The organism is Massilia sp. DD77 (assembly GCF_036961685.1).
Lineage (GTDB): Bacteria > Pseudomonadota > Gammaproteobacteria > Burkholderiales > Burkholderiaceae_D > Telluria.
This window is the reverse complement of the sequence record NZ_JBAMDH010000029.1, coordinates 1-24,232: the sequence shown is the minus strand read 5'-3', so window position 1 is coordinate 24,232 and position 24,232 is coordinate 1. Positions and strand designations below refer to the sequence as shown.

Below are 24,232 nucleotides of genomic sequence, written 5' to 3'. Positions count from 1 at the left end.
TCCGGCATATCGTAGGCTTGGCGGCTTTGCCGCCGACGTGGCGGCCGGCGCTCTGGTGATCGTTACCGGCTCCGATATTCCGCGCGGTGAGCTCGCCGCTACCAATCACCGCGTCGGCAGCAGAGCTGCCGGCCCTATACGCACTACTTTCTACCAGCCCCACCATGATCCGATTCCAGAACGTCAGCCTGATGCGCGGCACCAAGCCGCTGCTCGAGGACGCCGACCTGACCCTCAACCCCGGCGACAAGATCGGCCTGATCGGCGCCAACGGGGCCGGCAAATCCAGCCTGTTCGGCATGCTGCGCAACGAGCTGCATCCGGACCAGGGCGCGATCGACTTCCCGTCCAAGTGGCGCATGGCCTACGTGGCCCAGGAGACCCCGGCGCTCGACCGCCCTGCCCTGGAGTACGCGATCGACGGCGACGTCAACCTGCGCCGCCTGCAGGGCGAGCTGGAAGAACTGGAAGCGCATCCCGACCTCGACGCCCACGGCATGCGCCTGGGCGAGATCCACGGCGCGCTGGCGGACGCCGACGCCTACACGGTGCAGTCGCGCGCCGAGCAGCTCCTGATCGGCCTGGGCTTCTCGCTGGAGCAGATGCAGCGCCCGGTGGCGAGCTTCTCGGGCGGCTGGCGCATGCGCCTGAACCTGGCGCAGGCCCTGATGTGCCCTTCCGACCTGCTGCTGCTGGACGAACCGACCAACCACCTGGACCTGGACGCCATCATCTGGCTCGAGGACTGGCTCAAGCGCTATCCGGGCACCCTGATCATCATCTCGCACGACCGCGACTTCCTCGACGAGATCGTGAACGTGATCGTGCACATCGACGAGCGCAAGCTGAAGCGCTACTCGGGCAACTATTCCGCCTTCGAGCGCCAGCGCGCCGCCCAACTGGTGCTGGCCGCCGCCGCCTTCGAAAAGCAGCAGCGCACCCGCGCCCACCTGCAGTCCTTCGTCGACCGCTTCAAGGCCAAGGCCACCAAGGCGCGCCAGGCCCAGAGCCGCATGAAGGCGCTGGCCAAGATGGAGGAGCTGGCTCCGCTGCGCGCCGCCGCCGAATTCTCCTTCGAATTCCGCGAGCCGCTGTCGGCCCCGAATCCGCTGCTGGTGATGGAAGACGTGGACGCCGGCTATCCGGTCCTCGATACCCACGGCGACAAGGTGGGCGGCAAGGCCATCGTGCACCGCGTGAACTTCTCGCTGCAGATCGGCCAGCGCATCGGCCTGCTGGGCGTGAACGGCGCCGGCAAATCGACCCTGGTGAAGACCATCGCCGGCGAACTGGCGCCCCTGACCGGCACCGCCACCCTGGGCAAGGGCCTGTCGATCGGCTACTTCGCCCAGCACCAGGTGGAGATGCTGCGCCACGACGAGTCGCCGCTGTGGCACCTGATGAAGATCGCGCCGAATGTGCGCGAGCAGGAGCTGCGCAACTTCCTGGGCAGCTTCAACTTCCCGGGCGACATGGTGACGAGCAAGATCGCGCCTTTCTCGGGCGGCGAGAAGGCGCGCCTGGCCCTGGCCCTGATCGTGTGGCAGCGCCCCAACCTGCTGCTGCTGGACGAACCGACCAACCACCTGGACCTGGAAACCCGCGAGGCCCTGACCCTGGCCCTGGCCCAGTTCGAAGGCACCCTGGTCCTGGTCTCGCACGACCGCCACCTGCTGCGCGCCACTACGGAAGAATTCATCATCGTCGCCGACGGCAAGCTGCAGCCCTTCGACGGCGACCTGGACGACTACAAGGAATGGCTGTTCCAGACCAAGCTCGGCAAAGGTACGGCCACCCTGCCCGCGCCGGCGCCGGCCGCGACGCGCGACGCCAAGGCGGCGGAACCTGCCGCCGCGCCGGCCGACCGCCGCGAACAGAAACGCCTGGAGGCGGGCGAGCGGCAGCGCCTGGCCGCGCTGCGCAAACCGATCGAGAACCGCATCAAGCGCCTGGAAGAGCAGATGGCCAAGCTGAACGAGAAGAAGGCCGAAATCGACGCCCGGCTGCTCGACCCCGTCATCTACGAGGCCGAGAACAAGGACAAGCTCAAGACCCTGGTGGCCGACCAGGCCTTCGCCACGCGCGACCTGGAGCAGCTGGAGTCGGAATGGCTGGAGCTGCAGGAGCAGCTCGAAGGCCTGGCCGCCTGACGCGCGCCGGCATGTCCTCCAGTCCTTGCCCAGGAATCAGGACGGCGCGCTTCGTCCTGCGCGGCTTCAGGGAGGATGACCTGCCGCGGGTATTTCGCGGCCTGGGCGATCCACGGGTGATCGCCCACTACGGCGTGAGCTACGCCACGCTCGAGGCCACCCGGGCGCAGATGCGCTGGTTCCAGCAGCTGGAAACCGAAGGGACAGGCAAATGGTGGGCCATCTGCCCCGCTGACGAACCGGGGCAGCTCATCGGCGCATGCGGCGTGAACGACATCGTGCACGCGCACCGGCGCGCGGAGCTCGGCTACTGGCTGTTTCCGGAATACTGGGGCCAAGGCATCGCCCACGAATGCGTCGCGGCCATGATCAAGCATGTGTTCGACACCATGCCCATCTACCGCATCGGCGCGGAGGTCGAGGTCGACAACGAGGCCAGCGCCAGGCTCTTGCGCAAGCTGGGCTTCAGCCACGAAGGGACGCGCCGCGCGTATGAGTTCAAGAACGGCGCTCCGCTCGACCTGCAGCTGTTTTCGCTGCTCGCATCGGACCGGCGCTGAGCGCCAGGCAGCGGGCCTAGTCCGTTTCCCTGCCCGCCAGGCTGCTGCGCAGCCAGTCGCGCCCGCGCGCGTCCATGGCGGCCTTGATCACCTCGGGCGGCAGGCTGTAGACCGTGGCCCAGGTGGCGCGGCCGTCGGCGGCGTTCGAGGGGAAGCTGGTCGTCTCGATCGGCCAGTTGTACTTGCGCTTGAGCGCCTTGACGATGGCGGCCAGGGTCACGCGTCCGCGCAGCGGTTCGGCGCCGGCCTGGTCGGTGTTGGAGAGCAGGACCGCGAGCACGGCGCCGCGCGCGGTGCGAGGGCCGGGAAAAATGGGAGATTTGCGTGCCATGCCCACATTCTAGCCGCTGCGCACGCTACCGGTAGCCCGCCAGGCGGCGCAGCGCGGCGATGCGCTGGCGCGTCAGCAGCGCCTCGACCGCGGCGCCGTTCGACCCGGCGCCATTCTCCGCGGCGAATGCGGTGAATGCATCCCGGTAGGCGATCCAGCGCCGCTCGGTGGTCCGGATGTCGGCGCGGCTGATCGTCGAATCGCCGATCCGGTCCGGCCAGTTATCCTGCTTCGACGGAAGCGCCATGACCTCCCGGTAGACCCGGTTCAACTCACGGTCGAGCTGCTGCGCCTGCGCCGGCGTTGCGCGCGGCAGCTTGCCGCCAACCGCATCCAGCGCCGCCTGCATGAATTGCTCGCGCAGCCGTCCCTGCTGGGCGAGCACGAATCCCGGTGCGCCGGTGCCCTGCATGTCACGCTCGCCTGCGCTGGCCTCGACATAGCGCTCGGCCGCGGCGCGCACTGCGCCGAAACTGGCGCGGGCGGCGTGGGGCAGCGAGCGCGCCAGACGGTCGAGACGCGCCTCGCGCACCCGCTCGTCCCGCGTTTCCCGGATGCCCGCGCAGACCGTTCCCATGGCGCCGCTGGTGATATCGTCGCACTGGTCGAACACGTCGCTCCCCGGGTGCATGCCCGCCAGGTGGGCGACGCGTCCTTCCATTTCGGCCTTGGCGACATTGTCCATGCTGCACGCATGGTGGATCGCGACGTCGAGGTCGCGCTCGACCCCGAAGCCGTTCGCATACAGCATCGCCAGGACCGCGTGGTCGCCGCGCGCCAGCGCGCACGCGCGCACCTGCTTCCATTCGGCCGCCGAGGTCCCGGCCTGGCCGCGTTTGGCGTAGTACATGGCGCCGGCATCGCAGGGCGCCGCCGGCCCGGCGCCTGGAAGCGGGTAGCCGGGCGCCGCGCGCTGCTCGACGCGGCGGCATTGACGGTGCCAGGCCTCGTCCTCGGAGAACGGGACGCCGAAATGGGAGGTGTTCGGGTAAGGGGCCGCGGCAAACGCCGCCTGACCGAGCGCAAGCAGGAGCATGGGCAGTGCCTGGCGTGCGAAGCGGCGGAGCATGGGTCGTGTGCCTTCAAGGTTCGAAAGCGCCACCTTACCGCAGATCCGGCGCCCGGACGTAGCAGACGTCCGGCCTGTTCCCGGCGGATCTTCAGGCCGCCCGCTTCGGCTGCTTCGGCGCCAGCGACATCAGCCGGTCGATATCGACCAGCACCAGGCGGCGCTGCTGCGATACCCCCATGCCGATCAGGTAGTCGGCATGGTGCGCCCCCGGCAGCGCCACGATCTGCGCGGTCGACAGGCGCACCACGTCCCCGACCTCTTCCACCACCAGTCCCGCCAGGCAGGACGCAAGGCGCACGATCATGACCTCGGTATCGGGATGCGGCGCAGCCACGCCAGGCGCGAAGGCGGCGCGCAGGTCGACCACGGGCAGGATCACGCCCCGCGAGAGCGCGACGCCGCCGATGATCTCGCCGTCCGCGGCGAAGCGCTCGAGCGACTTGAGCGGCTTGAGTTCCTGGACCTTGGCGCAATCGAGCCCATACTCGAGGCCACCCAAGGTGAAACTCAGGAATTCCTGCGGCGTCGTGGAAGCTGAATGCATGACGGGTCCTTTCGGCGGTTCGATGAAGCGACCTTCATGCTAAGGCCGCGCCGCCTCCGGATCGTTGACTGCAGTCAACAGTGCGCCGCGCTCAGGCCGCCGCCCCGATCGTGTGGTCCCAGCGCAGCTCGCCGCTCGATCCGGCGAACAGCAGCTCGGCGCCTACGGATTCGCGCAGGCGCGCCTTGACCTCGCGCGCAGGCAGGTCGTGCACGCTGCCGGCATCGGGCTCGTAGGCCAGCGCGCGCACCTGCACGTCGCCGTCCAGCTGTTCGATGGCCACACTGGCGGCGCCGGCGCGCGCGCTGCGCTGGGCTTCCAGCTGGGCCAGGAAGGCCATGCCGCCCTGCTGCTCGGTCTCGGCGGCCTTCAATTCGTGGTTCAGGCGGCCCAGCTCGCGCAGCGCGGGCAGCACCGCCTGCGACAGGCGATCGAACTGCGGCTGCTGCTCGGCGCTGAGCACCAGCTCGCCCTTGCGGATGCGCGGCGCCAGCTGCAGGTACTTGCGCAGGTCCGGCCGGGCGCCGAGCGCCTCGATCCCGGCGCGGCAGCGGCCCGCCAGTTCGCCGAACTGGCCGACCCGCTCGCGCACCTGGGCCATGGCCTCGGTGTAGCGGCTGCAGTCCGGGCGCAGCACGAAGACCAGCATCTCGTTCTGGCGGCGCGGGCCGGCGCGGCCGATGCCGAGCTTGCGCCCGCCGATGGCGCAGCCTTCGGCAATCCCGACCTCGACTTCCTCGGCCAGGATCTCGCAGTTGATCGCATGCTCCACCACCACGCGCGTGCCCGAGATGATGCAGTTCTCGGCGCGCGTCATGCGCACTTCGCCGTTCGCCGTCTGGACCACGGACTGCGAGGCCACGCCCTGCACCGTGATCGATCCGGCCGCATTACGCGCGCTGCCGCCGACCAGGTTGCGGTTCAGCAGGATCGCGCCGCCGCGCGAGACCACGTGGCCGAACACGTCGGCGTGCACCGTGATGCCCTCGCCTTCGATGATGCGCTGCTCCTGCACCTCGCCGAATTCCTCGTAGTCGCCGCTCAGGTTCAGGTTGCCGGTGGTCTTGGCGCTGACGCCGTCATGGCTGACGATCTTGTCGTCCACCGCGATGCGGCTGCTCTTGGCATCGACGTTCAGGAAGCCGTCCTGCTGCGCCACCAGGAATTCGCCGTCCGCAGTCTGCTCGACCCTGGTGCCCGGGCCGGCATAGCCGCCCAGGTCGAGGTCCGCGGGGATCTCGGGCGCCAGCGGAATGCCGGACAGGTCGAAGCCCGGTTCGCCCGCCTCGCGCGGCAGCTTCTGCAACAGGCGTTCGCCCAGGCGGATCTGCGGGAAGCGGTTCTGGAAGCTCATCAGGTCGAGCTTGCCGTTGGCCAGCTGGCGCGGGGCGTCGCTGCGGTGCAGGCTGGAGACTTCGACCACGCGGGCATCGACCCCCGGCCGCGGATCGAGGCGGCGCGCCACGGCGATGCGGCCGGCCGCACCGGTGGCGATGGCCTCGGTGATGGCCGCGACGTCGATACCGAAGCGGATGCCCTTCATCCACATGTCGGCGATGAATTCATCGACGTCCAGCCGGGCCGGGGCCTCGGCGCCGTCCGCATCCGGCAGGAACACGGGTTCGAAGTAGTAGCCGGCCTCGCCGTCGGCGATCTTGACCGCGCGGTAGAGCGCGCGGCGCGCCGGGCTGAAGGGCACGATATCGTCGGCGATGCGCACCAGCGCCTGGCCGCGCGCATCGCGCGGCAGCTCAGGGCCATGGCCGTACAAGGCCTTGATCAGGACCGGGTAGTCGAGCCCGGCGAAGTAGTTATTCGCGAGCAGGACACTGTCGACCGCCGCCACCAGGGTCGAGCCCAGGACCTGCGGATCGGCATACACGCCGTCGGCGCGCTTGACGATGCAGTGCTCCGGCCCGGTTCCCGCAATGCGGGACGCCGGGGCAGGCGGATGTGCGGCGGGCTCGATCACGTTGACGCTCCAGTCTGCTCAGGAAAGCGGGGGCCGGAATCGATACCCGCTATGAGTCAAGGCTAAGCGTAGCACGTTGCGCCGCATAAATAAACATATAGCAACTAACTTTCCGTAAAGAAATTTCGTCAATACGGACAGCCGGTAAACGACGAACGGCGCCCTCGGCGCCGTCGTGCTTTGCAGCGAGCGCCTCAGCGGCGCTGGGCGTTCGGATACAGGTCGCGGCGCGCCTCGTTGATCTGGCGGCGCAGGTCGCTGCGCTCGTCCGGCGTCATGCGGCGTTCGCCACGCTGTTCGCGCTGCTCGCGTTCCATCTGCATCTGGCGGCGCTGCTCGTCGTAGGCGCGCTGGCGCTCCTCGAAATTGCGCTGGTCCTGCATCTGCATCTGGAAACGGTCGCGCGGCTGCGCTTCCTCGCGGCGCGGGTTGCCGCGATCGTAGTTCTGGGCCAGCGCACCGGCGCCGACACCAGCGAGCACGCAGGCGAGCACACCGTGGCGCACGAGCCGTGCCAGGCGGCTTGCGCCGCCCGCTGCTGCTTCAGTCTTGATGAGCGCGTCTTTCATGGTGTTCCTCTTCCGCGATGCCATATAAACAGATAAGCTGTGATGACCACTTGCCGCCAGTGTATGTGCATACCGTCTGAGGTGTAAGCCTGATTGGGTAAAGTTTGTAACACATTGTAATGGATGAGGCATGTTGTCGAAATGCCTAAGCTTAAGACGTTACCATAGCAACATTCTTCTGACAAATTTGGAAGCCACATGAGTACAACGACTTCGAATACCGGAACCAACGCGGGCCCTGGCGCGCAAGGCGGGCATTCCGCGAAGATCATGGTCGTCGACGACGACGTGCGCCTGCGCGACCTGCTGCGCCGCTACCTGACCGAGCAGGGTTTCCAGGTGGTGACGGCCGAGAGCGCGCCGGCCATGAACAAGCTCTGGCTGCGCGAGCGCTACGACCTGCTGGTGCTGGACCTGATGCTGCCGGGCGAGGACGGCCTGTCGATCTGCCGCCGCCTGCGCGGCGCCGGCGACCAGACCCCGATCATCATGCTGACCGCCAAGGGCGAGGACGTGGACCGCATCGTCGGCCTCGAGATGGGCGCGGACGACTACCTGCCCAAGCCCTTCAACCCGCGCGAACTGGTGGCCCGCATCGGCGCGGTGCTGCGCCGCAAGGGACCGGACGAGATCCCGGGCGCGCCGAGCGAAACCCCGCAGACCTTCGAGTTCGGCGACTTCGTGCTCGACCTGGGCACGCGCACGCTCAAGAAAAACGGCGAGACCGTGCCCCTGACCACCGGCGAATTCTCGGTGCTGAAGGTGTTCGCGCGCCACGCGCGCCAGCCGCTGTCGCGCGAAAAACTGATGGAACTGGCGCGCGGCCGCGAGTACGAAGTATTCGACCGCTCGCTCGACGTCCAGATCTCGCGCCTGCGCAAGCTGATCGAGCCTGACCCGTCGAGCCCCCTGTACATCCAGACCGTCTGGGGCCTGGGCTACGTCTTCATTCCGGAAGGCCAGCCGCGCTAGTGTTTTCACCGCAGTTTTCACCCTTCTCGGCGGCGCGCCGCGCCGCGCGCTTCGCCTGGTACAAGAGCGGCCTGTTCTGGCGCACCTTCTTCCTGCTGTCGGTACTGACGGCCCTGTCGATGGGCTCCTGGATCGGCATGCTCAACGTCTACCAGCGCGGCCCCCAGGTGGAGCAGACCGCCGAGCTGGTGGTGTCGGTGGTGACCATCACCAAGGCCGCGCTCACCCACTCGGCGCCGGACTTGCGGCGCGAGCTGCTGTTCGAGCTGGTCTCGAACGAAGGCATCCGCATTTTCACGCTCGAGGACAGCGACGTCGTCGAGCCCCCGCCCGCCAATCCCCTGATGCCCGAGATCGCCGCCAAGGTGCGCGAGAAGCTCGGCAAGGACACGCGCTTCTCGAGCCGCGTGAACGGCGTCGCGGGCTTCTGGATCAGCTTCAACATCGAGGACGACAAGTACTGGCTGATGCTCGAACGCGAGCGCCTGGCCGGCCTGACCCGGGTGCAGTGGCTGGGCTGGGCGACCCTGGTCGGCCTGCTGTCGCTGGTGGGCGCGGCCTTGATCTCGAGCCTGGTGAACCTGCCGCTGGCGCGCCTGACCGCGGCCGCGCGCGCCATCGCCAAGGGCGAACGCCCTACCCCGCTGCCCGAGAAAGGTTCGCAGGAGATCATCGAGGCCAACCGCAGCTTCAACCAGATGGTCGAGGACTTGGCCCAGGTCGAGAAGGACCGCGCCGTGATCCTGGCCGGCATCTCGCACGACCTGCGCACGCCGCTGGCGCGCATGCAGCTGGAGGTCGAGATGGCCTCGCTGCCGCAAGAGGCGCGCGAGGGCATGCAGTCGGACATCAACCAGATGGACGCCATCATCGGCCAGTTCCTCGACTACGCCAAGCCGACCGACGCCGCGACCTTTGTCGCCGTGAACCTGTCGGAGATGCTGGCCGACGTGGGCCGCGAAGCGGCCCGCATCCGCGACCTGCGCGTCAAGACCGACCTGATGCCGGGGGTGCACGTGCTGGGCAACGCGACCGACCTGCGGCGCGTGGTCAACAACATCATCGAGAACGCGCGCCGCTATGGCAAGACCCCGGGCGCGGACTACACCGAGATCGCGATCCTGCTGCGCGTGAAATCGACTGCCCACGGACGGCGCGCGGTGATCGACATCTGCGACCACGGCGTGGGCGTGCCGCCCGACCAGATCGCCCAGCTGCTCAAGCCCTTCACCCGCCTGGACAGCGCGCGCGGCCAGGCCAACGGGGCCGGCCTGGGCCTGGCCATCGTCGAACGCGTGCTGAGCCGCCACAACGCGGAGCTGACGGTGCGCAACCGCGATCAAGGCGGCCTGCTGCTGCAGATCGCCCTCCCGCTGGCCGGCTGACATGACGACCCGGTCCGACACCCAGGTGCTCGATGCGTGGTCGCGCAATGCCGACCCGTGGACCAGCGCGGTGCGCGGCAACGAGATCGCCTCGCGCGTGCTGGTGACCAACGACGCGATCGTGGACGCGGTGCGGGCGCGCGCGCCGCGCACCGGGGTCGACCTAGGCTGCGGGGAAGGCTGGCTGGTGCGGGCGCTGCCCGAGGTCGCCATGGTCGGCGTGGATGCGATTCCGGAACTGGTCGAGGCGGCGCGCGCGGCCGGCGGCGGCGACTTCCGGGTCATGGCCTATGAAGAGATCGCGGCAGGAGCCCTGCAACTGGCGGCCGACGTCGCCGTCTGCAATTTCTCGCTGATCGGGAAGGAAGCCGTCGAGGGCCTGTTCCGCGCCGCGCCGTCCTACCTGCGCCAGGGCGGCGCGCTGGTCGTGCAGACGGTGCATCCGCTCGTGGCCTGCGGCGAGCAGCCCTACGTGGACGGCTGGCGCGAAGGGAGCTGGGCGGGGTTCAACAGCGGCTTCCAGGATGCGCCGCCCTGGTATTTCAGGACGGTGGGGAGCTGGGTGGCGCTGTTTGTGGCGCACGGGTTCAAGCTGGTGGAGATGCGGGAGCCGGTGCATCCGGAGACGGGGAAGGCGGTGTCGCTCATTCTTATTGGCGAGCTCGCGGGGTAGCGGATACGCGGGCAAACTTGGGTCCCCGCCTTCGCGGGGATGACGTGCGAAGGGACGTGGTCGAAGTTGGTGATGCTGGTATCGACGTATACCCTAACAACGTCATCCCCGCGCAGGCGGGGACCCAAGTTCGCCGCGCAGCGTTAGCTCATCAAGCAATTAAACTGGCAAACCGCGCCAAATCGATATTCCCCCCACTGATCAAGACCCCCACCTTCCTGCCCCTCAAGCTCTCTTTCATCTTGCGCGCCGCCGCGAACCCCAGACACCCCGTCGGCTCCACCACGATCTTCATGCGCTCCGCAAAGAAGCGCATGCACTGCACCAGCTCATCGTCCGACACGGTCAGGATGTCGTCGACGTCGCGCTGGATGATCGGGAAGGTCAGCTTGCCCAGGTGCTGGGTCTGCGCCCCGTCCGCGATGGTCTTGGGCGTATCGATGTGCACGATCGCGCCCGAGCGGAAGGATTGCTGCCCATCGTTGCCCGCCTCCGGCTCCACGCCGTAGAGGTCGCAGTTGGGCGCCAGCGCGCGCGTCGCAAGGGCCGAGCCGGACAGCAGGCCGCCGCCGCCCAGGCAGACGAAGAAGGCGTCCAGCGGCCCGGTTTCCTCGAACAGCTCCTTGGCCGCCGTGCCCTGCCCCGCGATCACGTCCGCGTGGTCGTAGGGCGGCACCAGGGTCAGGCCGTGCTTCTCGGCCAGCTCGCGCCCGATCTGCTCGCGGTCTTCGGTGTAGCGGTCGTAGAAGATCACCTTGCCACCATAGCCCTGGGTGGCCGCGACCTTGGCCGCCGGCGCGTCCTGCGGCATCACGATGGTGGCAGGCATGCCCAGCAGGCGCGCGGACAGCGCCACCGCCTGCGCATGGTTGCCCGAGGAGAAGGCCACGACGCCGGCGCGACGCTGTTCGGGACTGAAGCGCGACAGCGCGTTGTAGGCCCCGCGGAACTTGAAGGCGCCCATGCGCTGCATGTTCTCGCACTTGAAATATACCTGTGCGCCGAACTCTTCGTTGACGGTGCGCGAGGTCAGGACCGGGGTGAGGTTGGCGGCGCCGGCGATGCGGCCTGCGGCGTCGACCACGTCGTCGTAAGTGGGAAGCATATGCATGGAAGCGTCCTGTCTCGAGGGTTGGTGCTGCATTGTAGCGAAGCGTCCCGCGCTTGTAAAAAAGCAATCTGTGTGTATTTGCGCCTAGCCCGCGCGCAGGGTGAGTCAACGAACAGAACCGGGGACCAGCGGCGCGCAGAATAAAGCTTCACCAGAAGGAGCCGACCATGAAGCGTATTCTGTGCCAACTCAGCCTGCTCGCCGCGGCAACGGCGGCCGCACCCGCGGTCCTCGCCGGAAACGACATCGTCAAGTGCATCGACAGCGCCGGCCATGTCACCCTTACCGACCAGCCCTGCGGCGACGGCACCACCACGGTACGGATGGCGAACATGCCGGCTGCGGAAGGCGTCAGCACCGCCCAGCCCTACCCGCTCACGATCGAGCGCAGCAGCGTGCCGCCGGCGCGCACCGCCGAGCGCAAGGCCGCCCCGCGCCGCGCCAAGGCCAAGCCCATGCAGCGCGACGTCGCCACCCTGAAGGAAGCGCGCGCCCAGTTCCTGCTGCTCGACAGCGGCGCCAAGCACACCCTGGCCGGTCTCCAGTAAGCCGCCCTACAGGACGATGTGATTGTCCGGACCGGCCGGTTCCGGCAGGCCTTGCTCGCCCAGCAGCGTCCTCGATTCGCGCTCGATGCCCTGGCAGATGTAGGTGATCGGCACGTCGTTGGCGCTGCCTTCGAAGGGGTTCTCCGTGCTTTCGCCCACCTGGTCGAGCGCGACATACATCCACGCGACGAGGGTGCTGAACGGCACCGCCAGCCAGCCCATCAGTTCCCGCCAGCCCGCGGCCGTCCCGATCTGGGCGAATTCCCTGACCACGCCCAAGGGCAGCAGCAAGGCGAAGGTCCAGACGAACACCGTATTGATGATCGCGTACTGGCGCGGATAAGGAAAATTCTTGATGCGCTCGGCCCGCGCGTGCTGGTCCAGGAATTCCTTCAAGGTCTTCTGCATCTCGGCATGGTGCAGGGGCACCAGCTCCTGGCCGGTGTAGAGCTGGCGGATCGCCTGGCTCTGCTGGGCAATCAGCATCCCCGCCGGATTGCCCGATGCGAGCAAGGCGTCCATTTCCGCGGCCGGCACATAGGGTGACAAGGCCTGTGCCAGCGGAACGGTATGCTCCGCCACCCGGAAGGCCTTGCTGCGGTATTCCACGTCCGGCGCGCGTCCCGCCGCTTCCCAGCTGCGCGGAGCGCGCAACTGGTAACGCACCACCGTCAGCCACGCCAGGTGGCGCAGCACCAGGTCCCTGGCGGCGCCGGCATGGACCGGAAAGTCGCGGCTGATCAGCCCCCAGTAACGGCTGAGACTGGTGATCGTGGTCCAGACCTGCTGGGCCTCGACGCTGCGCGCGTAGGTCTGGGCATTCTTGAAGCCGACAATGAAGGACGCCGCGGTGCCGAGAATGGCGACGACGGGCCAGGGCAGCGCCAGCCAGTGCCAGCCCGCCAGCAGGTAGAGTCCCGCCGCCAGACCGGCATTGACGAGCAGCAGAGTGGCCCGGCGCCGGGTCCAGATCAGGAACTCGAGGAATCCGTAGGATTTGCCGATGTGCATCGGCTAACTATGCCACAGGCCTTCCGGTGCGATTGGTGCATATCGATCAACGAAGCCCGGACCTGCTACGCGCGCTCCCTGGCTCTTTGCCTTCTGCCGGCGCGACGCGTAGGCGCCGAGCAGGCCGATGCCCAACAGGCCGAGCGACGCGGGCTCCGGCACCCGGCGGAAATGACCCATCGCGCCAGTGCACTTGACCTCGCCTGGGAAGCCGGTGCCGCAGCCGGCTTGCGGCATGCCCGCATCGCTGTTTGCGTCGAGCACGGTGAACACGCGGCCTTGCGAGCGCATCTCGATATGGTGCTCGGAGTCGTTGGCGTAAATATATCCAGTAAGGAATCCGCCATGCTCGAAGACTAGGTTCATGCTGAGGTAGCCAGTAAACTTCCCTACTACGCCATCTCTGGGGCAGAACTCGATCGCGGGCGGGAAGACTCCAGGAAAGGAATAATGGAGCGCCAGCAGCTCGGATCCGGGAATTCGCGTGCCTGGAGTTATGTCATCGAATTCCATGTTGAATGCGCCGCTGCGCACTGTCCCATGCGTGAACTCAAGCTGCAGTGAAATACCGTGTGGAATGTCGTTGTTGAGTGCGCGCCATTCGTAGATAACGCCGGCCTGTCCAAGCATGGGCAGTAACAGCAGCGCGGCAGCAGCAATGCACTTCAGCTTCATGGTCCCTCCCCGGTGTGGGATGCTTATCTAAAAAGCAATTTCCAAGCCAGGAAGCCAAGTAGCTGAACAATAACGACATTCGGTCGTTCGTATTTCCAGAGATGATCCGCGTGCAAAAAGACCCGACATCGGCCGCCAAGGCGCCGGCGCGAGCGAAAAGCACCGGGATCAGTGCAGGCGCGTCACGCTCGCCAGGTGCGGCACCTGGGGCACGGCCAGTTCGCGCAGCAGTTCCAGCAGGTCCTCGTCCTTGATGAAGCTGGCCGAGGACTTGGCTTCCAGGATGCGCTCGGGCGGCTGCGAGCGCGCCACCACCCAGCCCTGGACGTAGTCGACGCCGATCTCGTGCAGGGTCTGGACCGTGGCCGCGTCCTCGGCCCATTCGGCGATGGTCTTCATGCCCAGGTTCACGGCCAAGCTGACGATCGCCTCGACGATGGCCACGTTGGCCGGATGGGCGTTGATGTTGACGATGAAGTTGCCGTCGATCTTGAGCACGTCGGCCGGCAGTTCCTTGAGGTAGGAGAACGAGGTGTAGCCGGCGCCGAAGTCGTCCAGCGCCACCTTGACGCCGAAGTTGCGCACCTGGTCGATGAAGCGGCGCGTGTTGTCCAGGTCGTGCAGGGCCACGCTTTCCGTGATTTCCAGGCACAGGCGGCTGGCCACGTGCACGTAGCGGCCCAGGATGTCGAAGGTGTCCTGGACGAAGCGCTCGTCGTTGAGCGAGGCGCCGGACAGGTTCATGCAGACGAAGCGGGTGTTGCACAGCTGCTCGGCGTGCTCGGCGATCCAGGCCAGGGTGGTCGACAGCACCCAGCGGTCGATCATGCTGGCGCGGCCGCTTTTCTCGGCGGCGGCGATCACCGGGCCGGCCGGCACCACGCGGCCGTCCGGCTCGCGCATGCGCAGCAGCACTTCGAAGTTCAGCGATTCGTGCGGATTCTTGAGCGACATGATCGGCTGCATTTCGAGCAGCAGGTTGTCGGTCGCGTTCGGGCCGGACAGGCGGGCCACCAGGTCGAGCTCGGCGGCGCGCTGGCGGAAGGCGTCGGCGCCGCGCTCGTACACCACCAGGCCGTCGCCGGCACCGGTCTTGGCTTCGCGGCAGGCGCGGTCGGCGGTCGAGACCGCGTCCTTCATGACCATGCCGGGCACCACTTCGATCAGGCCGACCGAGCCGCGCACGTGGAAGGCCTTGTCGCCCACGCGGTAAGGCGTGTTGCCGAGGCGGTCGACGATGCCGCGGCAGATGATGGTGGCGAGCGGAACCGCCGTCTCCGGCATCACGATCACGAATTCGTCGCCGCCCACGCGGCCGATCTGCTGGCCGCCGGCCAGCATGGTGCCAATGCGTTCGCACACCTGGCGCAGCACTTCGTCGCCGGCCGCGTGGCCGAACAGGTCGTTGATCAGCTTGAAGCGGTCGAGGTCGACGTAAGCCAGGGCCATCGGGCGGCCCGTCGCCAGGCTGGCGGCCGCGGTCGCAAATTCCTTTTCGATCCCGCGCCGGTTGTAGACCTTGGTCAGCGGATCGTTGTTGGCCATGAAGCGCAGCTGCTCGGTGGCCTTGTGCTTTTCGGTGGTGTCCTGCAGCACGCCTTCGATGCGCGAGCGCGCCAGGGTGGCGCTGACCAGGAAGCGCTGGCTGCCGTCGCGGCTGGTCAGCTCCATCTCGGCCTCGGCCTTGGCATGCACCTGCTCGTGCAGCTCGGTCCAGCTCATCTCGGTGAAGAACTGGCGCCAGGCGGTGCGGCCAGGGACAAAGGCGCTGATGCCCAGCATCTTCTGCAGCGCCGGGTTGACGCTCAGGAAGTGACCGTACATGTCCAGGGTGAACAAGCCGACCGGCATGGCCTTGTAGGCGTGTTCGAGCTCTTCCTGGGCTTCCTGGCGCTTTTCCGTTTCGCTGCGCATCTGCTCCGCCACGGCGAGCGCGGCCAGCAGGCTGGAAGCAAGCGCGGCGGTAACACTGTTGATCACGCCCAGCAGTTCTCGCAGGCCGAGCGCGGCGGCGGCGACTTCGGCCATCGAGGCCAGGAAGGTCAGCGCGAACGAAGCCGCGAACCAGGACGCGACGCGGTTACGGGACTCGACAATGATCTTGAACAGGCCGATCGTCATCAATGCGAAGCAGCACACCACGATGACCCACATCAGCGGCAGGTACATGCGGTAAGGCAGCAGGATGGCGGCGGCCAGCATCGGCATGCACAGCCATTGCATGACGCGCATCGGCAACACATAGCGCATTTCGGCCAGGTGCTCCTTGAGCAGGGCGCCGTACAGGGTCAGGGTGGCGATGCCGTACAGCGTGATCGTCACCGAGCGGCTGCGCAGCAGCCAGTCGGACGGAATGGTCTGGCCCAGCCACTGGATGTCCCAGCCGGCCGACAGCGCGCCCACGCGCAGGTTCAGGATCAGCCAGCCGGCGAACAGCACGTACAGCGGTTGGCGGTTGATCAGGGCGGTGATCAGGACGAACAGCGCCAGCACGATCATGCCGCCGTCGAGCAGGCCCGACTTGCGGTGGTATTGCTCGAGCGACTTGTCGAACTGCTCGGCCGGCCATTGCAGGACCGACAGGCGGGCCGGGCCGGAGAAGCCGCCGCGGCACAGCATCTGGCGCGGCAGCGGCGCCGATGCCGCGCGCAGCACGAAGCCGGCCTTGGCCATCTCGAACGCGCCGTTGACGCCGCCGCGGGTGGCGCCGCCCAGGGGCGCCAGGGTCTCGGCGTCCCAGCAGGCGACGTCGAGCGCGTGGCGCGAAGGGAATTCGATGACCTGCTCGCCGCCGCGCGGCATCGGTTCGAAGGCGAACCAGACCGGGGCTTCCGACAGGTGGGTCTCGTGGGTGTTGACCAGCGGCTGGGGCGCGGTGCGCGCCAGCGCCTCGGCCGGCGTCAATGCCTGCACGCCCTCCTGCACGGTCACGTGCATGGCCAGCGGCACGTCGCCGCTGACGCGGTACTCGTCGTGGAAGAAGATCAGGGCGACCAGCGACATGACCCCGATGCCGATCGGGATCAGGTAGTAGCCGAACAGTTTTAACACCAGCTCCACAGCCGCATGCGCAGCGGCTGGCAGAGAAGAACGGAGCTTGGGTGTGGAATTGGGCATAGGCGGTATCGATGCGGGACAGGTCGCCGGCGCGTCGCTGCGGCGGCTCAAGGCGCAAGGATACAGCGTAAATTTAGTGCCGTCATGCAATAAATGTCTTGACGGCGCTTAAACAGCTCAGGCGACAGCCAATTCGCAACGTTCGGACGACCGTTCGATATCAAATCCGCGCGGCAGGGCCAAAGTCGGCGGCGCGCCCGGTCCGATATCGATGTCCGGATGGTGGGTGTTGAAGAAGAAATTCAACAGCGGGTGGCGCGCCGCGGTCCAGCGTTCTTCGAAGGTGGCGATCTCGAAGGCCATCACGCGGTGCGGGATGTTGCCCACATGGCGCAGCGGCACCAGGCCCTGCTCCGGGAACACATCGACGAACATCATCTGCTCGTACTGGCGGTCGACCGGAGGACGGCCGGTGGCCACCGAGTAATCGATCGCATTGTCTTCGCAATACATGAAGCAGGCCTTGATCAGTGCAATCTTGACCATGCGGCCGACGCGGCCCTCGTCGATGCCGAGGCGGGTCGCCTCGACCAGGCGCTTGCCCTGCAGCCAGTCCGGCAGCACGATGGATTCCTCGACGCCCAGCGGGCGGTAGAGGTTGGTGCGGATGCGGGTGCTGCCGATCGGCGTGCCGTCGAGCTTGGACTCGGCCAGCAGCACGATGGTGTCGTCGTCGTAGTCGGCGGCTTCCGGCTGCGCCAGGCTGCGGGCGAAGTCGGGCACGTGGCGGGCATAGGCGGCATGGCGGATCTGCACTGCTTTGAGCAGGTCCGCCTCGGTTTCTACCCGGCGAATGGTGAACGGCAGACGCTCGATCGCACGACCGGCGGCGGCTTCGCGCGCGGTACGTGCACGGGACGCCTTCGGCGGGTTGAAAACGGCTGCGGGGAACAGCTCCATGGCGGCACTCCTGGTTGATTGAATGAAACAGAACTTGTCTGGATCAAATTATCAATCCGCCACAAAAAAATCATACTGCTGAGCAGCTATGCTTTTATGCCCTTATTTGATGTAACGCAATAGTTCTGTGCGTCATCTAACATAGTGGCATCATTCGCGCCGTTCCCGACACGCGGATCGATCCGCCGGGCGCGTCTCCGAATTCGGCCTTCAGGCGCGAGCGCATGCCCATGTCCTCGCCCTGGATGACGTCGATGGCGCCGCCGTGCGGCCAGCCGAGGTCGCGCAGATAGCCGGCCAGCGCGGCAGTGCCGGCGCCGGTGGCCGCATCCTCATACACGCCGCCGGAGGCGAACGGGTTGCGAGTATGGAACAGCTGCGCATGTTCGGCCCAGGCCAGCACCACGGTCACCAGGCCGTGCCCCAGCATGAAGGCGCGCCCCTCCTCGAGGTCGTAGGCCATCGCCGCCAGGGCTGCGCGGCTGTTCAAGGCAAGCACCAGGTGATCGGCCCCGCCGTGCGCCAGCGCGGGAGGAATGCGCGGATCGAGGTCCTCGCGGGTGTAGCCGAACAGGGCCAGCGCACGCTCGGCCAGTTCCGGTGGCGCCGGGCGCGAGCGGGTCGGGGGCGATTGCAGCGCCGCCTGCACGCGTTCGCCTTCGCAGCGGCCCTCGACCGTGATCGCGGCCGCATTCAGTTGCAGCGCAAAGCGGCCGTCGCCCTCTGCGCGCGCCAGCGCCGCGCCGAGGGCGATGGTGGCATGGCCGCAGAAGGGCACCTCGGACTCGGGCGAAAAATAACGCACGCGCCAGCCCTCGCCTTCGCGCGCGGCGAAAGCGGTTTCGGAAAAGCCGACGGCATGGGCCAGGCGCTGCATCTCGGCGGCCGGCGGCAGCGCCGCGCCGATCCACACGCCGGCCGGGTTGCCGCCCTGGCCGGCGTCGTCGAAGGCGGCGATGCGCAGTACCTCGCCAAGCTGGACGGCGGGATCAGCAAGCTCGCCCGGATCACGGTTCGGGTTCATGGACAGTCCTCATCGAAAGAGAAGCCCCCATGATAGCCCGGCCATCCGGGCCTTGCCGGACCAGCCCGCCCCGTCCTTCCTCGCTCAGGATCCCGGGCAGTTCTGCTCCTTCATGGCCTTCTGCATTTCCTCGGGCGCCACGTCGCGGATATGGGTCGCCATCGACCAGCGGTGGCCGAAGGGATCCTCGACCACGCCGTAGCGGTCGCCCCAGAACATGTCGGCCGGTTCCATGCGCGACACGGCGCCGGCCTCGAGCGCGCGCCGGAAGGCGCTGTCGACGTCCGGCACCGACAGGTGCAGGGTGACCGGCGTGCCGCCCAGCGCCTTCGGGCCGCGCGCATCCCAGTCCGGGTAGTCGTCCATCAGCATCAGCATCGAGTCGCCAATGCGGATGGCCGCATGGGCCAGCCTGCCCTCTGGGTCGGGCAGGCGCATGACTTCCTCGGCGCCGAAGGCGCGCACATAGAACGCGATCGCATCGGCCGCGCCGGCGCATACGAGGTGCGCGGTCACGGTGTGCATGCCCTCTTCCACCGGCTTCACCGTGCTGCTGTCGTTCTTGGACGTGCTGCTGTCATTCATGGCTGGTCTCCTTCAGGTTGGACGGACGAACGGCTTTGCATAAGAACCCTACGCCGGCCCGGTGGTTCGCGCAACGCCCAGGAGGCTTGCGCTGGCACAGCCTCCGAGTCATATAGACAAGAAAAGCCGCAACGGAAGAACTGTTGCGGGAGCGCATCAATAACTTGTCAAGGCATTCACGCCCGGAGTCCTTTCCTTGAGAGAAGAAACATTTCCCTAAATAATCTTCCATTCATCCGAACTGGCGCCGCCAATCATGCCGCATTCCCTCCGCCTCGCCTCTTGCCTGCTCTTGTCCGCCCTGCTGCTCGGCGCCGCTTCCTTGCGCGCCGCGCCCATGGACAGCGCCGCCGCCCAGGCTGAGCTGGCGGCGATCCACAAGCTGTCGCAGCGCTCGCCCACGGAGGCGCTCGGCCGCCTGGCATCGCTCCAGGCCGCGACCGGCGAGAACGCCCCCTACGCCTTGCGGCAGGAGCTGCTGCGCACCGAAGTCTGGCTGAACGAAGACGCCGGCCGGCTCGAGCAGGCTTATACCGCCGAGCGCAAGGTGCTGGCGCTGGCGCTGGCCCACAAGGACCGCGCGACGGCGGCGCGCGCCCGCCTCGGCGAGGTAAGGCGCATGCTCGACCAGAACCGGCCGGACGACGCCCAGGCCAGGCTGGACGCGATCCTGGCGGAGGCGCCCGCGGATGCCCCGGCCATGCTCAAGGTGAGCCTCGACACTACCCAGGGCGACATTTCGAATGCCAAGGCCCACTACGACAAGGCCTTGGCCGCCTATCTGGGCGCCCTGCGCATGCTGGACAGCCTGCCGGACAGCGCCGACCACCGCAGCCTGCTGCGCGGGCGCATCGCCCAGATCTACATCAACAACGATCATCCGGAAAAAGCGGTCGAAGCGACCCGCCTCGGCCTGGCCGATCCCGGCGTGCCGGCGCCGGCGGTGGCCCAGCTCCAGTACACCCAGGGCATCGCCCTGATCCGCCTGGAGCGCAACGAGGAAGGCATCGCCGCCTTCGAACAGGCGCTGCGCGGGGCGCAGCAGGCGGGCCTCGCGATCATGGAGGCTTCGGTGCGCGGCAACATCGCCGACTATTACCTGCGCCGCCACGCCTACCCGCGCGCCGAGCAGGAGGCGCGCAAGGCGCTGGAGGCCTCGAACCGGGTCAAGGACCAGAACCTGATCGTCATGGCCAAGGCCAACCTGGGCTTCGCCCTGATGGGACAAGGCCGCCTCAAGGAGGGCGCTGCCCACATCGACGCGGTGGCGGCCCAGTTGCGCGAAGCCGGCGCGTCGGCCGACCTGGAAGCGGTCCTCGACGAAAAGGGCCGCATGCTGGAACAGGCGGGCCAGTACCGGCAGGCCCTTGCCACGGTGCGCGAACAGCAGGCGCTGCAGCAACGCAGCGCGCGTACCTCGCGTGACCGCGCCATCGCCGCGCTGCAGGAGGAATTCGACGCCAGCCAGCGCACGCGCGAGATCCTGCTGCTCAAGCGCGAGAACCACCTGAAGGATGCGGAACTGGGCAGCCGCCGCACCGCCCAGCTGGCGACCAGCTTCGCCGCCGTGCTGACCGTGCTGGCCGGGGCCGTGGTCTATGTGCTGTACCGGCGCGCGGCGCGCAGCAACGCGCGCCTGCAGCAGGTGAACACCCAGCTCGAATACCACTCCATGCGCGATTCGCTCACCGGCCTGCATAACCGCCGTTCCTTCCTCGAGAAGATGCGCGCCCGCGCCGAGCTCGGCAAGCAGGAGCGGCGCGGCCAGGCCGCCGGCGGCGTCGATTGCTTCGTCCTGATGGACATCGACCACTTCAAGAGCATCAACGACCGCTGGGGCCACGGCGTGGGCGACGCGGTGCTGGTCGAGGTGGCGCGGCGCCTGGGCGCGGCGGTGCGCGACAGCGACATGGTGCTGCGCTGGGGCGGCGAGGAATTCATGATCTACGCGCCGGGCGCCGACCAGGAGCACGTCGCCGCCCTGGTCCGCCGCGTGCTGGACACCATCGGCTCGGCCCCGGTCGAGGCCGAGACCTGCCAGGTGCCGGTCACCGTGAGCGCCGGCGTGGTGTGGCTGCCGCTGCCCGGCGCCGGCGAGGACCTGGACTGGCAGCGCGCCATCCGCCTGGCCGACTGGGCGCTCTACCAGGGCAAGGCCCAGGGCCGCAACCAGGCGCGCATCCTCACCCGCCTGCACGCGCCGGCCGGCGAGGTGCTGGCGCAACTCGAAGGCGCCAAGGACGCGGCGGCCGAGGGCCTGGTCGAGCTCGAACGGGTCGACGGCCCGCCCCGCGTCGGCTCATGAGGCCTCGTACCAGCGCGCCTTGCCCAGCATGACCTGATGGTGGCCGCAGCCGCCCGGGATCATCGGGAAGCAGTTCTCGGCCTGCTCCACCGCGACGTCCAGGAAGAACGGGCCCGCTGAATCCAGGCACTCGGCGATCGCGGCATCCAGCTCGGCGGCGCGCTCGACGCGGCGCGCCCGCCAGCCGAAGGCGCGCGCCAGCGCGACGAAATCGGGCAAGGCTTTCGGATAGCTGTGGCTGTAGCGCGCGCCGTGGTGCAGCTCCTGCCACTGGCGCACCATGCCCATGCAGCCGTTGTTCGAAAGGATCACCTTCACCGGACAGCGGTGCTGCACCGCCGTCGACAGTTCCTGGATGTTCATCATGATCGAGGCGTCGCCGCTGATGCAGGCCACCAGCGCTTCCGGGTGCGCGACCTGGGCCCCGATCGCGGCCGGCAGGCCGTAGCCCATGGTCCCCGCGCCGCCCGAGGTCAGCCAGCGGCGCGGCGCCTCGAAACGTAAAAACTGCGCCGCCCACATCTGGTGCTGGCCGACGTCGGTCGAGACGATCGCATCGCGCGCGGCCAGCGGCCCGGACAATGCCTGCATCAGGCGCTGCGGCGCGATCGCCTCACCGTGTTCCTCGAAAGCCAGGCAGCGCGCGGCGCGCCACTGCGCGATGCGGCGCCACCATGGCAACGTCAGGCCCGGATCCGGCGCCAGCGCCTCGACCCGGCGCACCAGCGCGGCCAGCACGGCGCCGGCATCGCCCACCAGGCGCACGTCGGTGCGCACCACCTTGCCGATGCTCGCCGGATCGATGTCGACGTGGATCACGCGCGCCTGCGGACAGAAGTGATCCAGCTTGCCGGTGACGCGGTCGTCGAAGCGCGCGCCGGCGCAGATCACCAGGTCGGCTTCGTGCATGGCCAGGTTGGCTTCCAGGGTGCCGTGCATGCCCAGCATGCCCAGCCACTGGGGACTGGAGGCCGGGAAGGCGCCCAGGCCCATCAGGGTCAGGGTGCAGGGCGCATTCTTCATGCGCACCAGCGAAGCGAAGGCGGCGCAGGCCTGCGGCCCGGCGTTGACCAGGCCTCCGCCGCCGTAGAACACCGGACGGCGCGCGGCGTGGATCAGCGCCGCGGCCGCGTCCAGCGCAGCTTCTGGCGGCGCCGGCAAGCTCACCTCCGGGCCGGCCGCCACCGCATGGCGCGGCGCCGGCTGCGCCTGGACATCCTTGGGCAGGTCGACCAGCACCGGCCCCGGCCTGCCGCCCGTCGCCTCGCGGATCGCGCGCAGCACGGTGGGCGCAATCCCGGCCACCCCGCGCACCTGCGCATTCCACTTGGTGACGGGGCGCGAGATGCCGAGCGCGTCGCATTCCTGGAAGGCGTCGGTGCCGATCGAGGCGGTCTGCACCTGGCCGCTGATGCACAGGATGGGAATCGAATCGCTCAGGGCGTCGAGCAGGCCCGAGGTGGTGTTGGCCATGCCGGGCCCGGAAGTCACGAAGACCACGCCCAGGCGCCCGGTGGAGCGCGCATAGCCTTCGGCGGCGTGGACGGCGGCCTGCTCGTGGCGCACCAGTACGTGGCGCAGGCGGAGCTCCTGCTGGAGCGCGTCGTACAGGGGCAGCACGGCGCCGCCGGGGTAGCCAAAGACGGTGTCGACGCCGGCCTGCACCAGCAGGTCCAGCAGCAGGCCGGCGCCGGTGAGCGTGGGAGAAGTGGAAGCGTCGGCAGGGTCTGGGGCGGCAAGGGTATCCATGCCTGAAATGGTATTCACTTCACACCTGAAAGTGCTTCATAATCATGCATCATTTCAGGCCAAATAGTGAAAGGCTTTCCGTGGAAGACGACAAGGACAGAAAGATTTTCGACGCGGCCGACCGCGCGATCCTGGCCATCCTGCTGAAGGACTCGCGCACGCCGCTACAGGAGATCGGCGCCGCCGTCGGGCTGTCGACCACCTCGTGCTGGAACCGGATCAAGCGCATGGGCGACACCGGCCTGCTGCAAGCTTATACGGTGAAGGTCGACCTGGCCCACCTGGGCTACCACGACACCGTCATCGTCCAGGTCACCCTGGACAGCCACAGCGAGGAGACACTGTACGAGTTCGGACGCGCGCTGGAGTCGATTCCGGAAGTGCTGGAGGCCAGCCTGATCTCGGGCGACTATGATTACTTCGTGCGCATCGCGGTCAAGGGCACGCGCGACTACGAGCGCCTGCTGCGCGAGCGGCTGTATAAGATCCCGGGCATCCGCCACAGCAAGTCGAGCTTCGTGCTGCGCACCCTGAAGCGCACCGACACGCCCCTGCCCGGCTGACGAGCATCCACGAAGGAGACAGAAGGAGACAGCATGTTTGACCACGTCAAGATCGGCGTCAGCGACTTCGCCGCCAGCAGGGACTTCTATGCAAAGGTGCTTGCGCCGCTGGGCATCGCCATCGTCGCGGAGGGCGAGCCGTCCTACGGCGTCGAACTGTGCGGCGACGGCCCGGTATCCTTCTGCCTGTTCCAGGCCACCGAAAAGCCGGCCCACCTGCACCTGGCCTTCGCGGCCGCCACCCGCGCCCAGGTCGACGCCTTCCACCGCGCGGCACTGGACGCGGGCGCCAGGGACAACGGCGCGCCCGGCCTGCGTCCGCAATACAACGCGACCTATTACGCAGCCTTCGTGATCGATCCGGATGGACACAACATCGAAGCGGTGACCCACGCCCCTGCTGCCTGAACCCGCAC

The 24,232-nt window shown here is 67.8% G+C and carries 22 protein-coding genes; 9 read left to right on the top strand and 13 right to left on the bottom strand.

Features of this window, described 5'->3' with window-relative positions; translation table 11 throughout:
- Nucleotides 1-164: 164 nt before the first annotated feature.
- Together V7778_RS17700 and V7778_RS17695 are read left to right on the top strand one after the other, a co-directional pair.
- Nucleotides 165-2,150, top strand: coding sequence for an ATP-binding cassette domain-containing protein (locus V7778_RS17700; protein WP_335557650.1), 1,986 nt, complete (start codon nt 165-167; stop codon nt 2,148-2,150).
- 11 nt (nt 2,151-2,161) lie between these two features.
- Nucleotides 2,162-2,710: a GNAT family N-acetyltransferase gene (locus V7778_RS17695; RefSeq protein ID WP_335557648.1), complete on the top strand. Its 549-nt coding sequence runs from the start codon at nt 2,162-2,164 to the stop codon at nt 2,708-2,710.
- A gap of 16 nt (nt 2,711-2,726) precedes the next feature.
- Here the strand turns inward: V7778_RS17695 and V7778_RS17690 are convergent, their stop codons facing one another.
- The 5 genes from V7778_RS17690 to V7778_RS17670 form a co-directional block, all read right to left on the bottom strand.
- Nucleotides 2,727-3,041: a hypothetical protein gene (locus tag V7778_RS17690; protein ID WP_335557646.1), complete on the bottom strand. Its 315-nt coding sequence runs from the start codon at nt 3,039-3,041 to the stop codon at nt 2,727-2,729.
- A 25-nt stretch (nt 3,042-3,066) separates the two neighbouring features.
- On the bottom strand, nt 3,067-4,110 hold the full coding sequence (locus tag V7778_RS17685; protein ID WP_335557645.1) for a lysozyme inhibitor LprI family protein: 1,044 nt from the start codon (nt 4,108-4,110) through the stop codon (nt 3,067-3,069).
- A gap of 91 nt (nt 4,111-4,201) precedes the next feature.
- A complete protein-coding gene (locus V7778_RS17680) occupies nt 4,202-4,657 on the bottom strand; it encodes a chemotaxis protein CheW (RefSeq protein WP_335557643.1) in 456 nt (151 codons plus the stop codon).
- A 91-nt stretch (nt 4,658-4,748) separates the two neighbouring features.
- Nucleotides 4,749-6,629 carry a flagellar assembly protein A gene (locus tag V7778_RS17675; protein WP_335557641.1) on the bottom strand — a complete coding sequence of 627 codons (1,881 nt, stop codon included), beginning with the start codon at nt 6,627-6,629 and terminating at the stop codon, nt 4,749-4,751.
- A 194-nt stretch (nt 6,630-6,823) separates the two neighbouring features.
- Nucleotides 6,824-7,198: a hypothetical protein gene (locus V7778_RS17670; RefSeq protein ID WP_335557639.1), complete on the bottom strand. Its 375-nt coding sequence runs from the start codon at nt 7,196-7,198 to the stop codon at nt 6,824-6,826.
- A 270-nt stretch (nt 7,199-7,468) separates the two neighbouring features.
- On the opposite strand from V7778_RS17670, the gene ompR reads away from it, so the two are divergent.
- From ompR to V7778_RS17655, 3 genes are read left to right on the top strand one after another with little or no spacing between them, the layout of a single operon-like run.
- Nucleotides 7,469-8,170, top strand: a complete 702-nt coding sequence (ompR, locus tag V7778_RS17665) for an osmolarity response regulator transcription factor OmpR (protein WP_051306146.1) — start codon at nt 7,469-7,471, stop codon at nt 8,168-8,170.
- Nucleotides 8,170-9,555 carry an ATP-binding protein gene (locus V7778_RS17660; protein WP_442920737.1) on the top strand — a complete coding sequence of 462 codons (1,386 nt, stop codon included), beginning with the start codon at nt 8,170-8,172 and terminating at the stop codon, nt 9,553-9,555. Before ompR ends, V7778_RS17660 begins: the two co-directional genes overlap by 1 nt.
- 1 nt (nt 9,556) lies before the next feature.
- Entirely contained in the window at nt 9,557-10,228 is a 672-nt protein-coding gene (locus V7778_RS17655) for a class I SAM-dependent methyltransferase (protein WP_335557636.1), read from the top strand.
- 151 nt (nt 10,229-10,379) lie between these two features.
- On the opposite strand, the gene V7778_RS17650 is transcribed toward V7778_RS17655, so the two are convergent.
- Nucleotides 10,380-11,339: a threo-3-hydroxy-L-aspartate ammonia-lyase gene (locus V7778_RS17650; protein WP_335557635.1), complete on the bottom strand. Its 960-nt coding sequence runs from the start codon at nt 11,337-11,339 to the stop codon at nt 10,380-10,382.
- Between the two features lie 167 nt (nt 11,340-11,506).
- Between V7778_RS17650 and V7778_RS17645 the strand changes: the two genes are divergently transcribed.
- Nucleotides 11,507-11,887 (top strand): DUF4124 domain-containing protein, encoded by a 381-nt coding sequence (locus V7778_RS17645; RefSeq protein ID WP_335557633.1) that lies wholly within the window; start codon nt 11,507-11,509, stop codon nt 11,885-11,887.
- A 6-nt stretch (nt 11,888-11,893) separates the two neighbouring features.
- Here the strand turns inward: V7778_RS17645 and V7778_RS17640 are convergent, their stop codons facing one another.
- The 6 genes from V7778_RS17640 to V7778_RS17615 all read right to left on the bottom strand — a co-directional run bounded on the left by V7778_RS17640 (nt 11,894) and on the right by V7778_RS17615 (nt 19,199).
- Nucleotides 11,894-12,898, bottom strand: a complete 1,005-nt coding sequence (locus V7778_RS17640; protein WP_335557631.1) for a bestrophin family protein — start codon at nt 12,896-12,898, stop codon at nt 11,894-11,896.
- Between the two features lie 3 nt (nt 12,899-12,901).
- A complete protein-coding gene (locus V7778_RS17635) occupies nt 12,902-13,573 on the bottom strand; it encodes a PEP-CTERM sorting domain-containing protein (RefSeq protein ID WP_335557630.1) in 672 nt (223 codons plus the stop codon).
- Between the two features lie 168 nt (nt 13,574-13,741).
- Nucleotides 13,742-16,624 (bottom strand): putative bifunctional diguanylate cyclase/phosphodiesterase, encoded by a 2,883-nt coding sequence (locus tag V7778_RS17630; protein WP_335557628.1) that lies wholly within the window; start codon nt 16,622-16,624, stop codon nt 13,742-13,744.
- Between the two features lie 183 nt (nt 16,625-16,807).
- Entirely contained in the window at nt 16,808-17,590 is a 783-nt protein-coding gene (locus V7778_RS17625; RefSeq protein ID WP_335557626.1) for an N-acyl amino acid synthase FeeM domain-containing protein, read from the bottom strand.
- A 136-nt stretch (nt 17,591-17,726) separates the two neighbouring features.
- Entirely contained in the window at nt 17,727-18,614 is an 888-nt protein-coding gene (locus tag V7778_RS17620; RefSeq protein WP_335557624.1) for a PhzF family phenazine biosynthesis protein, read from the bottom strand.
- 84 nt (nt 18,615-18,698) lie between these two features.
- Nucleotides 18,699-19,199 (bottom strand): VOC family protein, encoded by a 501-nt coding sequence (locus V7778_RS17615; RefSeq protein ID WP_335557622.1) that lies wholly within the window; start codon nt 19,197-19,199, stop codon nt 18,699-18,701.
- Between the two features lie 256 nt (nt 19,200-19,455).
- Between V7778_RS17615 and V7778_RS17610 the strand changes: the two genes are divergently transcribed.
- Nucleotides 19,456-21,504: a tetratricopeptide repeat-containing diguanylate cyclase gene (locus V7778_RS17610; protein WP_335557620.1), complete on the top strand. Its 2,049-nt coding sequence runs from the start codon at nt 19,456-19,458 to the stop codon at nt 21,502-21,504.
- Here V7778_RS17610 and ilvB read toward each other — a convergent pair.
- Entirely contained in the window at nt 21,499-23,253 is a 1,755-nt protein-coding gene (ilvB, locus tag V7778_RS17605) for a biosynthetic-type acetolactate synthase large subunit (protein ID WP_335557619.1), read from the bottom strand. The genes V7778_RS17610 and ilvB overlap by 6 nt on opposite strands.
- Before the next feature lie 80 nt (nt 23,254-23,333).
- Between ilvB and V7778_RS17600 the strand changes: the two genes are divergently transcribed.
- Both V7778_RS17600 and V7778_RS17595 read left to right on the top strand, forming a co-directional pair.
- Nucleotides 23,334-23,816 carry an Lrp/AsnC family transcriptional regulator gene (locus tag V7778_RS17600; protein WP_335557617.1) on the top strand — a complete coding sequence of 161 codons (483 nt, stop codon included), beginning with the start codon at nt 23,334-23,336 and terminating at the stop codon, nt 23,814-23,816.
- A 33-nt stretch (nt 23,817-23,849) separates the two neighbouring features.
- Nucleotides 23,850-24,224 (top strand): VOC family protein, encoded by a 375-nt coding sequence (locus tag V7778_RS17595; protein ID WP_335557615.1) that lies wholly within the window; start codon nt 23,850-23,852, stop codon nt 24,222-24,224.
- The last annotated feature ends 8 nt before the right edge of the window (nt 24,225-24,232 follow it).

Bases quoted from the DNA above. Each gene is read 5' to 3' on its own strand.
- V7778_RS17700 (WP_335557650.1), top strand. From the start codon at position 165: ATGATCCGATTCCAGAACGTCAGCCTGATGCGCGGCACCAAGCCGCTG.
- V7778_RS17695 (WP_335557648.1), top strand. From the start codon at position 2,162: ATGTCCTCCAGTCCTTGCCCAGGAATCAGGACGGCGCGCTTCGTCCTG.
- V7778_RS17690 (WP_335557646.1), bottom strand. From the start codon at position 3,041: ATGGCACGCAAATCTCCCATTTTTCCCGGCCCTCGCACCGCGCGCGGC.
- V7778_RS17685 (WP_335557645.1), bottom strand. From the start codon at position 4,110: ATGCTCCGCCGCTTCGCACGCCAGGCACTGCCCATGCTCCTGCTTGCG.
- V7778_RS17680 (WP_335557643.1), bottom strand. From the start codon at position 4,657: ATGCATTCAGCTTCCACGACGCCGCAGGAATTCCTGAGTTTCACCTTG.
- V7778_RS17670 (WP_335557639.1), bottom strand. From the start codon at position 7,198: ATGAAAGACGCGCTCATCAAGACTGAAGCAGCAGCGGGCGGCGCAAGC.
- ompR (WP_051306146.1), top strand. From the start codon at position 7,469: ATGGTCGTCGACGACGACGTGCGCCTGCGCGACCTGCTGCGCCGCTAC.
- V7778_RS17655 (WP_335557636.1), top strand. From the start codon at position 9,557: ATGACGACCCGGTCCGACACCCAGGTGCTCGATGCGTGGTCGCGCAAT.
- V7778_RS17650 (WP_335557635.1), bottom strand. From the start codon at position 11,339: ATGCATATGCTTCCCACTTACGACGACGTGGTCGACGCCGCAGGCCGC.
- V7778_RS17645 (WP_335557633.1), top strand. From the start codon at position 11,507: ATGAAGCGTATTCTGTGCCAACTCAGCCTGCTCGCCGCGGCAACGGCG.
- V7778_RS17640 (WP_335557631.1), bottom strand. From the start codon at position 12,898: ATGCACATCGGCAAATCCTACGGATTCCTCGAGTTCCTGATCTGGACC.
- V7778_RS17635 (WP_335557630.1), bottom strand. From the start codon at position 13,573: ATGAAGCTGAAGTGCATTGCTGCTGCCGCGCTGCTGTTACTGCCCATG.
- V7778_RS17625 (WP_335557626.1), bottom strand. From the start codon at position 17,590: ATGGAGCTGTTCCCCGCAGCCGTTTTCAACCCGCCGAAGGCGTCCCGT.
- V7778_RS17620 (WP_335557624.1), bottom strand. From the start codon at position 18,614: ATGAACCCGAACCGTGATCCGGGCGAGCTTGCTGATCCCGCCGTCCAG.
- V7778_RS17615 (WP_335557622.1), bottom strand. From the start codon at position 19,199: ATGAATGACAGCAGCACGTCCAAGAACGACAGCAGCACGGTGAAGCCG.
- V7778_RS17610 (WP_335557620.1), top strand. From the start codon at position 19,456: ATGCCGCATTCCCTCCGCCTCGCCTCTTGCCTGCTCTTGTCCGCCCTG.
- ilvB (WP_335557619.1), bottom strand. From the start codon at position 23,253: ATGGATACCCTTGCCGCCCCAGACCCTGCCGACGCTTCCACTTCTCCC.
- V7778_RS17595 (WP_335557615.1), top strand. From the start codon at position 23,850: ATGTTTGACCACGTCAAGATCGGCGTCAGCGACTTCGCCGCCAGCAGG.